Consider the following 12,547-nt stretch of genomic DNA (forward strand, 5'->3'; position numbering starts at 1 on the left):
CAAGGGAGTGCCTCTCAGAAGGGGTTCGGGGTCACCAGCGGTCGTGCACGTGGGCGCGGATGCGCTCGTCGTACACCCGCTCGCACGCGGCCAGCTGGTCTGCGGTGAGGGGGGCGAGGGTGGCCGCGGCGACGTTGCCGAGCACCTGCTCGACGTTGCGGGCGCCGGGGATGACGGCGGTGACGCCGGGCTGGTCGATCACCCAGCGCAGCGCGAACGCCGCGGTCGTCGTGCCCGCGGGCACGATCTCGGCGACCTCGCGGGCGGCGGCCAGGCCGACGTCGTAGGGCACCCCGGAGAAGGTCTCGCCGACGTCGAAGGCCTCGCCGTTGCGGTTGAAGTTCCGGTGGTCGTCGGCGGCGAACGTGGTCGACTCGTCGTACTTGCCGGTCAGCAGGCCCGAGGCGAGCGGCACCCGCGCCAGGATCCCGACCTGCGCGCGGACGGCTGCGGGCAGCAGCTCCTCCAGCGGCTTGCGCCGGAAGACGTTGAGGATCACCTGGATGGACTGCACGCCCTCGTGCTCCAGGGCGGTCAGGCCCTCCTGCACGGTCTCGACCGAGACGCCGTAGGCGGCGATGGAGCCGTCGGCGACGAACCCGTCGAGGGTGTCGTAGACGCGCTGGTCGGAGTAGACGGCCGGCGGCGGGCAGTGCAGCTGGACCAGGTCCAGGGTGTCCACGCCCAGGTTGCGGCGGGACCGGTCGACCCACGCCCGCAGGTTCTCCGGCGTGTAGGTGGCGGCCTCGAAGGGGTCGGCGCGGCGGCCGGCCTTGGTGGCCACGAAGGGCCGGTCCGAGCGGGTGGTCAGCGCCTGGCGGATCCGCTCCTCGGAGCGGCCGTCGCCGTAGACGTCGGCGGTGTCGAGCAGGGTGACGCCGGCGTCGAGGGCGGCGTCGAGGACCTCGGCGGCGGACTCCGAGGTCACGTCGCCCCAGTCGCCGCCGAGCTGCCAGGTGCCCAGGCCGACCACGGAGACGTCGGCGCCGGTGCGGCCGAGCGGGCGCTGTTCGAGGGAGGAAGTCACGGCAGAACCGTCGCACGCACGCGCTCGACGAGCTCACCGAGGGGGACGGCGACCTGCTCCCCGGTGGCCATCGTCTTCAGCTGCCCGACCCCGGCGGCGAGGTCGCGGTCGCCGATGACGAGGACCTGCGCAGCCCCGGAGCGGTCGGCGGCCTTCATGGCGCCCTTGAGCCCACGGTCGCCGTAGACGGTGTCGGCGGAGACCCCGGCGGCGCGCAGCTGCCCCACCAGCCGGACGGCGAGGGACTTGGCCTCGGCCCCCAGCGGGACGACGAAGGCCTGCACCCCGGGCTCGACGGCGATGTCGAGCCCCTCGGCCTGGACGGCCAGGATCGTCCGGTCCACGCCGACCGCGTAGCCGATGCCGGAGACGTCCGGGCCGCCCAGTGCGGCCGAGAGCCCGTCGTAGCGCCCGCCGCCGCCGATGCCGGACTGCGAGCCCAGCCGGTGGTGGACGAACTCGAACGTCGTCTTCGTGTAGTAGTCCAGCCCGCGCACCAGCCGGGGGGCCTCGACCCACGAGACGCCGAGGTCGGAGAGGTGCTGGCGGACGGCGTCGTAGTGCGCGCGGGTGGTGTCGGAGAGGTGGTCGACCATCAGCGGGGCGTCCACGAGCTGGGCCTGGACGTCGGGCCGCTTGTCGTCGAGCACCCGCAGGGGGTTGATCTGCGCCCGGCGCCGGGTGTCCTCGTCGAGGTCCAGCCGTGACAGGAAGTCCGTCAGCAGCTCGCGGTACTGCGGCCGGCAGGTGGCGTCGCCCAGCGAGGTGAGCTGCAGCTCGTAGTCGGTGAGCCCGAGGTCTCGGTAGCCCTGGTCGGCGAGCGCGACCATCTCGGCGTCCAGCGCGGGGTCGTCGACGCCCAGGGCCTCGACGTCGACCTGGGTGAAGTGCCGGTAGCGCCCGGCCTGGGGGCGCTCGTAGCGGAACGCCGAGCCGACGCTCCACAGCTTGACCGGCAGGGCGCCGGCGTAGAGCCGGTGCTCGATGAAGGCCCGCATCAGCCCGGCGGTGAGCTCGGGGCGCAGGGTCAGCGACCGGCCGCCCTTGTCGGTGAAGGAGTACATCTCCTTGCTCACGACGTCGGTGGACTCCCCCACCCCCCGGGCGAAGACCGCGGTGTCCTCGAAGACCGGGGTCTCCACGTAGCCGTAGCCGGCCCGGCGCAGCGGCGCGGTCAGCGTCTCCCGGACGGCGAGGAACCGGGCGGAGTCCGGCGGCAGGACGTCGAAGGTGCCCTTGGGGGCGACCAGGGAGTCGCTCACAGCCCGCGGCCCTTCGGCGCGCCCGCGGCCTCGGCCAGGTAGGGGTTGGTGGCCCGCTCCCGGCCGATCGTGGTGGCCGGGCCGTGCCCGGGCAGCACCACCGTGGCGTCGTCCAGCGGCAGGACGACGTCGCGCAGCGAACCCAGCATCGACTCCCACGAGCCGCCGGGCAGGTCGACCCGGCCCACGGAGCCCGCGAAGAGGACGTCGCCCGCGATCAGGCCGGGCGACTCGTCGAGGTCGAGGCTGAAGACCACCGAGCCGCGGGTGTGCCCGGGGGCGTGCCGCACGGTGAGGTCGACACCGGCCAGGGACAGCAGTGCCCCGTCCTCCAGCGCGCGGACCTCGGCGGGATCGGGCAGCGCCACGCCCTGCGCCAGCGGGGCCAGCGCGGGGCCGTGCCAGGCCACCGGGTCGCTGATCATCCCGAGGTCCTCGGGGTGCAGCCAGGCGGGGATGTCGTAGCCCTCGCAGACCGGGAGCACGGAGAACGTGTGGTCCAGGTGGCCGTGGGTGAGCACGACCGCGACGGGCTTGAGGCCCTCGTCGGAGAGCAGCTGGGCCAGCGGCTCCACGGCGTCCATGCCGGGGTCGACGACGACGCACTCCGAGCGGGGTCCGGCGGCGATCGCGTAGCAGTTGGTGCCGAACGCGCCGGCGGGGAAGGAGCGGATGAGCACCGGGCCAGGTTACGCGGGGCCTGGACGCTCCCGGTCTGCCTGCAGGGGACGCCCAGCACCGACACCTAGACTCCCCCTTCGACCAGCGGGGCCGGTGCGTGTGTGCTGTCCCCGAGCAGCCGCACCGAGGAGCCCCCAGACCCGTGCCCAGCAACAAGCAGCGCCGCCAGGCCGCCCAGCGTCACCTGCAGCGCCAACTGGAACGGCGGGCCGAGCAGGCCAAGAAGCGGCGGCGCAACCTGCTGCTCCTGGTGACCGTGGTGGCCGTGCTGGTGGTCGCCGGTGCGGCGTTCCTGGTCACCGGCCTCGGCGGGGACGACGACACGACGACGGCGAGCGGCACCGACGCGGCCGCGACGACGTCGGCCGCTGCGGCGCCGACCCCGGGTCCCGGTGCCGAGCGGGCCGGGCAGACCACCACCGCCGGGCCCTGCACCTACACCTACGACGCCCAGGGCAGCTCGGGCGTGGCCAACGACGCCCCCAGCGGCGACGTCGCCACCGAGGGGACGGTCGCCGAGACGGTGACCACCAGCGCCGGCGCGATCGGGCTGACCCTGGACCAGGCCGCCCCGGCCACCTGCGCCACGGCGAGCTTCGTGTCCCTGGCCTCGCAGGGCTACTTCGACGGCACCCCCTGCCACCGGTTGACCACCGGCGAGGGCCTGCAGGTGCTCCAGTGCGGCGACCCCAGCGGCACCGGCGGCGGTGGCCCTGGCTACGCGTTCCCGACCTCGACCGCCGGCAGCGAGACCTACGCCCGCGGCACCCTGGCCATGGCCAACGCCGGGCAGGGCACCGACGGCAGCCAGTTCTTCCTGGTCTACGGCGACAGCCAGCTGCCCGCCGACTACACCGTCTTCGGCACCATCGACGAGGCCGGTCTGGCCGTGCTGGACGGCATCGCCGCCGGTGGCGTGGCCGACGGCTCCTCCGACGGCGCACCGGCCAGCCCGGTGACGATCGAGTCGGTCACCCCCGCCGCGTGAGGTCCGCTCCGGCCTGGCTGGCCCTCGCGGGGCTGCTGCTGACCGGCTGCACCTCGACCGTCGGGGGCTCGGCGTCCCCGGCGGTCGAGGTGACCCTGGCCGACACCGAGGTGGCGGCCTACCCGCCCGGACAGCTGCACACCGACGAGGACGTCGACTACCCCGAGACCCCGCCGGTCGGTGGTGAGCACGACCCGCAGTGGGCCGACTGCACCGGGTCGGTCTACGACGTCGAGCTGCGTCGGGAGAACGCGGTGCACTCCCTGGAGCACGGCGCGGTGTGGGTGACCTACGACCCGGCCGAGGTCGACGCCGGCGGTGTGGCGACCCTGGCCGCGCTGGTCGAGGGCACGTCGGGGATGTTCCTGTCGCCCTACCCGGGGCAGGGGTCCCCGGTGTCGGCGCAGGCGTGGAACCACCAGCTGCGCGCCGACGACCCGGCCGACCCGCGGATCGAGGCCTTCGCGACGTTGCTGGTGTCCAACCCCGACACCACCCCGGAGCTCGGCGCGACCTGCGAGAACCCGGCCTTCCTGGCCGCCCCGCTCACCCCCTGAGCGCGCGGGCGGTCACCAGGCCGATCCCGCGTTCCAGCGGACCGCGGCCGAGGGTCTGCGACCACACGGTGCACACCACCAGCGCGGTGCCGGCGAAGAGCACCCAGTGCCCCACCCCGCCGTCGGCGGTGCTGAACACGCTGTCGCCGAGCAGGGCGATGCCGACCAGCTGCAGGCAGTAGGCGCTCAGCGGCATCGAGCCCACGGCGGCCAGCGGCAGCAGCACCCGGCGTAGCCGGTCGGCGACGAGCAGGCACACCCCGAGGACGGCGAGGGCGAACCCCCCGGAGGCGACCACCTCGGCCGGGGTGCCGCTGTGCGGTGCGGTGGACAGCAGCTGCCCGACCGGCGGCACCAGGTCCTGCCAGCGCGGCAGCTCGCCCAGCGCCGTCTCGGGGAACGTCTCGGCCTGCTCCCCCACCCCGAGCACCGGCCCGGCGGCGTAGCCGACGACCGCCCCCACGAGCCCGACGACGACGAGCCCGACGCGCACCCGGACCGCGGTGAGGTCGAGTCGGCCGACCCCCAGACCGACGACGAGGAACGCGACCCAGATCGCGACCGGGTACTGCCCGAGCAGCACGAGTCCGCCGAGGACTCCCCCGCCCCCGGTCTCGACGCTCACCCAGGGCACCAGCAGCAGGTGCACCAGCGGGTTGAGCACCACCACCACCCCGCCGGCCAGCAGGAACAGCGACCGGGGCCGCCAGCGCAGCAGCGGGACCGCCAGCACGAACAGCACCGCGTAGTACTCGAGGATCACCCCCACCGGCGTGATCAGCAGCTGCACCGCGGACCCCGCGGCGAACACCAGCACGGCCCGGACCAGCAGCACCAGCCGCGCCCGTACCAGCGCGTCCCCCGTGGGCGGCGACGTCCGCCCGGTCAGCAGCGCGACCGACACCCCCGCCAGCGTCGCGAACAGGATCGACGACCGCCCGTCCACCAGCCCGTCCCAGGAAGACGGGTCCGACCACACGAGGTCGTCGGTGGTCAGCAGGTGCGCCCCGAACATCCCGAGCACGGCCAGCCCGCGGGCCACGTCCACCCCCACCAGGCGGGAGCGACCAGCCACCGGCGTTTGGTGGGTCGTGGACTGGACCGTGGTCGTCACTCCCGAAGGGTATGGGAGCCGACCACCCGTGCAGGGTCCTGAGGAGTGGGGCCCGGAGGGTCCCGCGACCGAAGGACGGACACGCTCGTCTCAGCCGGGGGACGGCTCCTGGCCGCGGTGCGATCCGGAGGATCGCGGTCTACGCAGTGACTCTCTCCACGTCGAAGACGCCGTCGACGTTGCGCACCGTCTGCAGCACCGCACCCAGGTGGGCGGGGTCGGCGAGCTCGAAGGTGAACCGGCTGACGGCGACCCGGTCGCGGCTGGTCTGCACCGAGGCGGACAGGATGTTGACCCGTTCGTCGGCGAGGGCCTTGGTGACGTCGGACAGCAGCCGGTGCCGGTCGAGCGCCTCGACCTGGATGGCGACGAGGAACACCGCGCCCGGCGCCGAGGCCCACTCGACCTCGACGAGCCGCTCGGGCTTGCGCTGCAGGTCGTCGGCGTTGGTGCAGTCGGTGCGGTGGACGCTGACGCCGCCGCCCCGGGTGACGAAGCCGAGCACGTCGTCACCGGGCACCGGGGTGCAGCACTTGGCGAGCTTGGCCCACACGTCGGTCATGCCGTGCACCACGACGCCGGGGTCGCCACCCGCGGTGCGGGCCACCGAGCGCTTGGTGGGGATGGCGGTCTCGGCGATGTCCTCGGTGGCGCCCTCGGACCCACCGAGGGCGACCATGAGCTTCTCCACCACCGAGGCGGCGGAGACCTGGTGCTCCCCGACGGCGGCGTAGAGCGCGCTGACGTCGCTGAAGTGCAGGTCGGCGGCCAGCGTGGCCAGGGCGTCGCCGCCCATCAGACGCTGCAGCGGGAGCCCGGCCTTGCGCATGGCCTTGGTGAGGGCGTCCTTGCCGTCGTCGACGGCGTCCTCGCGGCGCTCCTTGGTGAACCACTGGCGGATCTTGGTGCGGGCCCGGGAGGAGCCGACGAACTCCAGCCAGTCGCGGCTGGGGCCGGCGGTGGGCGACCGGGAGGTGAAGACCTCGACGACGTCGCCGTTGGCCAGCTTGCTGTCCAGGGAGACCAGCGAGCCGTTGACCCGGGCCCCGATGCAGCGGTAGCCGACCTCGGTGTGCACGGCGAACGCGAAGTCGACCGGCGTGGACTCCCCGGGCAGGCTGATCACGTCGCCCTTGGGCGTGAAGACGAAGACCTCCTGCGGACCGAGGTCGTAGCGCAGGGTCTCCAGGAACTCCCCGGGCTCCTGGGCCTCGCGCTGCCAGTCCAGCAGCTGGCGCAGCCACAGCATGTCGTCGCCGGAGGAGCCGGGCTTGGGCGGAGTGACGGGGCCGCCGCCGCGCGCCTTCTCCTTGTACTTCCAGTGCGCGGCGATGCCGTACTCGGCGGTGCGGTGCATGTCGTGGGTGCGGATCTGCAGCTCGACGGGCTTGCCCTGCGGGCCGATCACCGTGGTGTGCAGCGACTGGTACATGTTGAACTTCGGCATCGCCACGAAGTCCTTGAAGCGCCCCGGGACCGGCTGCCAGTGCGCGTGCATGATGCCCAGCGCGGCGTACACGTCGCGCACCGAGTCGACCAGGATCCGGATGCCGACCAGGTCCCAGATGTCGGTGAAGTCCCGGCCGCGGACGATCATCTTCTGGTAGATCGAGTAGTAGTGCTTGGGCCGGCCGGTGACGTCGGCCTCGATCTTGCCGGCCTTGAGCTGCTCGGTGACCGCGTCGGCGACCTCGGCGAGGTAGGTGTCGCGGGACGGCGCCCGCTCGGCGACCAGCCGCACGATCTCGTCGTAGCGCTTGGGGTAGAGGGTGGCGAAGGCCAGGTCCTCCAGCTCCCACTTGATGGTGTTCATGCCCAGCCGGTGGGCCAGCGGGGCCAGGATCTCCAGCGTCTCGCGCGCCTTCTTCTCCTGCTTCTCCGGCGGGAGGAAGCGCAGCGTGCGCATGTTGTGCAGCCGGTCGGCCAGCTTGATGACCAGCACCCGGGGGTCGCGGGCCATCGCGACGATCATCTTGCGGATGGTCTCGGCCTGCGCGCCGTCCCCGAACGACACCTTGTCGATCTTGGTGACGCCGTCGACGAGGTGCGCGACCTCGGCCCCGAAGTCTGCGGTGATCGTGTCCAGCCCGACGCCGGTGTCCTCCACGGTGTCGTGCAGCAGGGCGGCGACCAGGGTGGTGGTGTCCATGCCCAGCCCGGCGAGCACGGTGGCCACGGCCAGCGGGTGGGTGATGTACGGGTCGCCGGACTTCCGCTTCTGGCTGGCGTGCGCCTCCTCGGCGACGTCGTAGGCCCGCTGCAGCAGCGCCAGGTCGGCCTTCGGGTGGTTCTGCCGGTGGAGCGCAGCCAGGGGTTCGAGCACGGGACGGACGACCGTGGAGCGCTGGCCGGCCACGATGCGGCGGGCCAGCCGGTCGCGCACCCGGCGACGCGGGACGGCGTCCAGCGCCCCGCCGGTCGAGGGCGGCTCGCTCGCGACGTCGGCGGGCCGGCTGACACCCGGGCCCTGCACGGCGGGGCGCTCCGGCAGCGTGGCGCGCTCGGCACCGGGCTGGGGTTCCGCTGGCGCGGCGGCGGCGGTGGAGGAGGCGACGACGTCAGAGGCCACGGTCACTCCTCGGGGTCCGGTGGGGTGGGACCCGCACCATGCTAGCCACGGCGAGCAGGCTCGACGCCGCCCGGCGGGGTGAGCCGTGTGTCAGGTGGTCCAGAGGGCGTGCACGGTGTGCGGCCGCAGCCGTTCGCGGCCACCCAGGGCGGGCAGCTCGACCACCACCGACACGGCCGTGACCACCCCGCCCAGCTGCTCGACCAGCCCGATCGCGGCCTCCAGGGTGCCGCCGGTGGCGAGCACGTCGTCGACCAGGAGCACCCGCTGACCGGCCACGATCGAGTCGGTGTGCAGCTCCAGCGTCGCCGTGCCGTACTCCAGCGCGTAGTCCGCGGACACCCGCTCCCGGGGGAGCTTGCCGGCCTTGCGCACGGGGACGACGCCGGTGCCGGCGTCCAGGGCGACGGCGGCGGCCAGCAGGAACCCGCGGGCCTCCACCCCGACGACCACGTCGAACCCCGGGTCGCCGTCGCCACCGGTGCGCAGGGCCGCGGCCCGGGGGTCCTCGTCCACCGGACCGGCAGCGAGAGCGTCGACCACGCGGCGGAACGCCCGCGCGTCGGCGAACACCGGGGTCAGGTCGCGGAAGACGACCCCGGGCTCGGGGAAGTCCGGCACGTCGACTGCGATCGAGGCGATCAGCTCGTCCAGCGGCAGTTCCCCGTGGGCGTCCAGCGAGGTCACCGGCGCTTCTTCTGCCCCGGTCGCTGCGGGCGCGCGCCGGGCTTCGGGCCGGCGACGGGTCCGCGGGTGACCGACGCCGGGGACTCGACCTGCTCGACGGCCTCGGGACGCTCCGGCAGCGTCTCGCGGTCGGCGAGGGCGACCCCGCCGGCCGCCGCGGCCGGACGCGTCCGGCGGGCGCTGGCGACCGGACCGGCGGCGGTGCCACCGGACCGGGCGTCGGCGGCCCGGCGGGCCAGCACCCGCTTGCGCAGCGCCTGCACCTCGGGCTCGCGGTCCTTGAGGTCGGCGAGCACCGGGGTGGCCAGGAAGATCGAGCTGTAGGTGCCGGCGGCCAGGCCGACGGTGAGCACCAGGGCCAGGTCCTGCAGGGTGCCGACGCCGAGCAGGCCGACACCGACGACGAGGAGGCCGAGCACCGGCAGCAGCGCGATGACCGAGGTGTTGATCGAGCGCATGAGGGTCTGGTTGACCGCCAGGTTGGCCGCCTCGCCCCAGGTCATCCGGGCGCCCTTCTCCAGGTCCTTGGTGTTCTCGTCGACCTTGTCGAAGACCACCACGGTGTCGTAGAGGCTGAACCCGAGGATGGTGAGGAACCCGATCACCGTCGAGGGCGTCACCTCGAAGCCGACCAGGGAGTAGACGCCGGCGGTGAGCACGATGTCGTGCAGCAGCGCGACGATCGCGCCCACGGCCATCTTCGGCTGGAACCGGATCGCCAGGAAGAGCACCACCGCGGCGAGGAACACCACGAGGGCGATCAGCGCCTGGTCGGTGATGTCCCGGCCCCAGTCCGCGCTGACGGACTCCGGGCTCACCTGGGCGGGCTGGACGCCCGCGGCGTCGGCGATGGCCGAGACGACGGTGGCCTCGGCGTCGTTGTCCAGCGCCCCGGTGCGCAGCAGGACGGTGTTGCCGCCGACCACCTGGGCGGTGGAGACGTCGGCCCCGGCGCCCTCGGCGGCCTCGCGGATCTCGGTCAGCTGGGACGACGACGCCGGCACCCGGAAGCTGTTGCCGCCCTCGAAGTCGATGCCGAAGTTGAAGCCGCGGAACACCATCGAGGCGATGCAGACCAGCACCACGACGGCGGTGACCTTGTACCAGAACCGGCTGCGGCCCACGACGTCCAGACCGGCCTCGCCGTTGTAGAGCCGATGGGCCAGCGAGGCCCTCTTCGGGGCGGCGCGGACCGCGGCGGCCTCCTCTTCCGTCTCGCCCTCGGCGGGCAGTCCGGCGTCGGCCAGCGCGGTGTCGTCGGCGTCGGCCGCGGCGTCCGCGCGCACCTCGGCGTCGGACTCGGTGGCGTCGTCGCGACCGTCGCCGTCGGCGTCGTCCAGAGGTGCGTCCTGCGGGTCGCCGTCGCGGGGGGTGCCGGTCATCGGTCGCTCCTGTCGGTGGCGCTCGCGGAGGTGCTGCCGGTGCCCGAGCCGGCGGCGGCCAGACCGGTGCGACCGGGCCGCTGGCCCGGCCGCGGCGCGGTGGCCGGCCGGCGGCTGACGTCGACGGCGCCGAGGCCGGAGAACCGGCTGGAGCCGAAGCTCCTGAACCGGCTCAGCACCGACATCAGCGGGTGGGTGAAGAGGAAGACCACGATCAGGTCGAGCACGGTGGACAGACCCAGGGTGAACGCGAAGCCCTTCACGTCCCCGATGGCCAGCACGTAGAGGATCGCGGCGGCCAGGAAGCTGACCGCGTCGGCGGAGAGGATCGTCCGGCGGGCACGCACCCAGGCGCGGGGGACGGCGCTGCGCAGCGTGCGGCCCTCGCGGATCTCGTCCTTGAGTCTCTCGAAGTAGACGACGAAGGAGTCCGCGGTGATGCCGATGCTGACGATGAACCCGGCGATCCCGGCCAGGCTCAGGGTGAACCCGATCTCCCGGCCCAGCAGCACGAGGCTGGCGTAGACCACGACCGCGGACAGGATCAGGCTGGCGATCATCACCAGGCCGAGCAGCCGGTAGTAGAGCAGCGCGTAGAGGAAGACCAGCGCGACGCCGATGCCGCCGGCGATCAGGCCCGCGCGCAGCTGCTCGCCGCCGAGCTCGGTGGAGATGGACTGCGCGGTGGCCTGGGTGAAGGTCAGCGGCAGGGCGCCGTAGGCGAGCTGGTTGGCCAGCGTGGTGGCGGTCTCCTGGTCGAAGGAGCCGGTGATCTGGGTGGTGCCGCCGGTGATCGCGCTGTTGATCGTCGGGGCGGAGACCACCCGGCCGTCGAGGACGATGCCGACCTGGTTGCCGACGTTGGCCGCCGTGTAGGCCGCCCACGTCGAGGAGCCCGAGGAGGTGAAGTCGACGTTGACGATCCACTCGCCGGTCTGCTGGGCGGTGCCGGCGCTGGCGTCGGACACCTGGGTGCCCTCGACGACCGTCGGGCCGAGCAGGTACTTGGCGGTGCCGTCCTCCGAGCACGCCGCCAGGTAGGAGTCCGAGAGGTCGATCTCGCGGGTGTCCTCGGGGCTGCAGGTCAGCGTCGCGAGGTCGGCGGTGGCCTGCTCCTCGGTCAGCGGCGTGGCGCCCACCGGGTCACCGGTGGCCGGGTCGGTCTCGGCGGAGCTGCCGGTGGCCGGTGCGGAGTCCGAGGCCGGGGCGGAGGAGGTCGCCGGGGCGGCGTCGCTGGTGGGAGCGGCCGACTCGGTGGCCGTCGGCTCCGGGGCGAAGGAGTCCGGCGCGAAGGAGTCCGGCGCGGCCGAGGAGGTCGCTGCCGGGTCGGTCACCGCAGGATCCGTCACAGCGGGATCCGTGGTCGCCGGGTCCGTGGTCGCCGGGTCCGTGGTGGCCGGGTCCGTGGTCGCCGGGTCGGTGGTCGTCGCGTCGCTGGTGGCCGGCAGCGGGCCCTGCAGCACCGGGCGGAACCGCAGCTGGGCGGTCTGGCCGAGCTCGCGGGCCTGGTCGCCGTCCTCACCGGGCACCGAGATGACGATGTTGGAGTCGCCCTCGGTGACCACCTCGGCCTCGGAGACACCGAGGCCGTTGACGCGCTGCTCGATGATCTGCCGAGCCAGCTCCAGGTCCTCCCGGTCGGGGGTGCCCCCGCCGGGGACCTGGGCGGTCAGCGTCACCGTGGTGCCGCCCTGCAGGTCCAGGCCCAGCTGCGGGGTGCGCTGGGAGCCGGTCCCGAAGACCAGTCCGTACATGGCCGCGACGATCAGGACGAAGGCCCCGAAGTAACGGGCGGCGGGGAGCTGGCGAGCGGCCACGGTGCGCGGCCTCAGCGGGTGCGGTCGGAGGGACCCGAGGGGTCACCGTCGCCGTCGACGTAGCCGTGCCGCTCGTCGCTGGGGGGCACGATCTCCCCGGCGGTGGCGTCGAGGACCGCACCGTCGGGCTTGCGGATCTCCATCACCGCGGGGCGGGCGAAGGTGGCCACCACCCCGGGGGCGATCTCGATGTCCACGGTGCCGTCGCCGAGGCCGGCGACCGTGCCGTGCAGGCCGCTGGTCAGCATGACCGGGGCGCCCACGGACAGCGACTCCTGCAGGGTCTGCGCGTTGGCGGCCATCTTCTTGCGCTGACGGGCCGGCAGCACGATGAGCAGTGCGAAGGCGATCACCAGCAGGATGAGCGGGAAGAACTGCTCCACGGTTGTCGTGCCTCTCCACCGCGCAGCGTTCGCGCGGTCATCGTGACCGCACGCTGGCGGTCACTCGGGTACGTCGGGTG

At 73.6% G+C, this 12,547-nt stretch carries 11 protein-coding genes; 2 read left to right on the forward strand and 9 right to left on the reverse strand.

The features are described from left to right. Positions 1-31 precede the first annotated feature (31 nt). From ASG36_RS00580 to ASG36_RS00590, 3 genes are read right to left on the reverse strand one after another with little or no spacing between them, the layout of a single operon-like run. Positions 32-1,027 (reverse strand): aldo/keto reductase, encoded by a 996-nt coding sequence (locus tag ASG36_RS00580; RefSeq protein WP_055758063.1) that lies wholly within the window; start codon positions 1,025-1,027, stop codon positions 32-34. Next, positions 1,024-2,289 carry a histidine--tRNA ligase gene (hisS, locus tag ASG36_RS00585; RefSeq protein ID WP_055758066.1) on the reverse strand — a complete coding sequence of 422 codons (1,266 nt, stop codon included), beginning with the start codon at positions 2,287-2,289 and terminating at the stop codon, positions 1,024-1,026. The genes ASG36_RS00580 and hisS overlap by 4 nt, the downstream gene beginning before the upstream one ends. Beyond that, positions 2,286-2,969 (reverse strand): MBL fold metallo-hydrolase, encoded by a 684-nt coding sequence (locus ASG36_RS00590; protein ID WP_055758070.1) that lies wholly within the window; start codon positions 2,967-2,969, stop codon positions 2,286-2,288. The genes hisS and ASG36_RS00590 overlap by 4 nt, the downstream gene beginning before the upstream one ends. Positions 2,970-3,112: 143 nt before the next feature. Here ASG36_RS00590 and ASG36_RS00595 point away from each other — a divergent pair, with 143 nt between their 5' ends. After that, a complete protein-coding gene (locus ASG36_RS00595; protein WP_055758074.1) occupies positions 3,113-3,958 on the forward strand; it encodes a peptidylprolyl isomerase in 846 nt (281 codons plus the stop codon). After that, positions 3,955-4,515, forward strand: coding sequence for a DUF3105 domain-containing protein (locus ASG36_RS00600; protein WP_055758078.1), 561 nt, complete (start codon positions 3,955-3,957; stop codon positions 4,513-4,515). Before ASG36_RS00595 ends, ASG36_RS00600 begins: the two co-directional genes overlap by 4 nt. Here ASG36_RS00600 and ASG36_RS00605 read toward each other — a convergent pair. The 6 genes from ASG36_RS00605 to yajC all read right to left on the reverse strand — a co-directional run bounded on the left by ASG36_RS00605 (position 4,505) and on the right by yajC (position 12,467). Beyond that, the gene (locus tag ASG36_RS00605; protein WP_055758081.1) at positions 4,505-5,590 is read right to left on the reverse strand and encodes a DUF418 domain-containing protein; all 1,086 of its coding nucleotides are present in this window, start codon (positions 5,588-5,590) and stop codon (positions 4,505-4,507) included. The genes ASG36_RS00600 and ASG36_RS00605 overlap by 11 nt on opposite strands. 178 nt (positions 5,591-5,768) lie before the next feature. Beyond that, the gene (locus ASG36_RS00610) at positions 5,769-8,198 is read right to left on the reverse strand and encodes a bifunctional (p)ppGpp synthetase/guanosine-3',5'-bis(diphosphate) 3'-pyrophosphohydrolase (RefSeq protein ID WP_157498474.1); all 2,430 of its coding nucleotides are present in this window, start codon (positions 8,196-8,198) and stop codon (positions 5,769-5,771) included. A gap of 90 nt (positions 8,199-8,288) precedes the next feature. After that, the gene (locus ASG36_RS00615; protein ID WP_055758084.1) at positions 8,289-8,885 is read right to left on the reverse strand and encodes an adenine phosphoribosyltransferase; all 597 of its coding nucleotides are present in this window, start codon (positions 8,883-8,885) and stop codon (positions 8,289-8,291) included. Further along, positions 8,882-10,267, reverse strand: a complete 1,386-nt coding sequence (gene secF / locus ASG36_RS00620; RefSeq protein WP_082522693.1) for a protein translocase subunit SecF — start codon at positions 10,265-10,267, stop codon at positions 8,882-8,884. The genes ASG36_RS00615 and secF overlap by 4 nt, the downstream gene beginning before the upstream one ends. After that, positions 10,264-12,084, reverse strand: coding sequence for a protein translocase subunit SecD (gene secD / locus ASG36_RS00625; RefSeq protein WP_055758087.1), 1,821 nt, complete (start codon positions 12,082-12,084; stop codon positions 10,264-10,266). Before secD ends, secF begins: the two co-directional genes overlap by 4 nt. A gap of 11 nt (positions 12,085-12,095) precedes the next feature. Further along, the gene (yajC, locus tag ASG36_RS00630) at positions 12,096-12,467 is read right to left on the reverse strand and encodes a preprotein translocase subunit YajC (protein WP_055758090.1); all 372 of its coding nucleotides are present in this window, start codon (positions 12,465-12,467) and stop codon (positions 12,096-12,098) included. Positions 12,468-12,547: the final 80 nt, after the last annotated feature.

Origin of the sequence: Geodermatophilus sp. Leaf369 (assembly GCF_001424455.1) — a bacterium.
Classification (GTDB): domain Bacteria; phylum Actinomycetota; class Actinomycetes; order Mycobacteriales; family Geodermatophilaceae; genus Klenkia.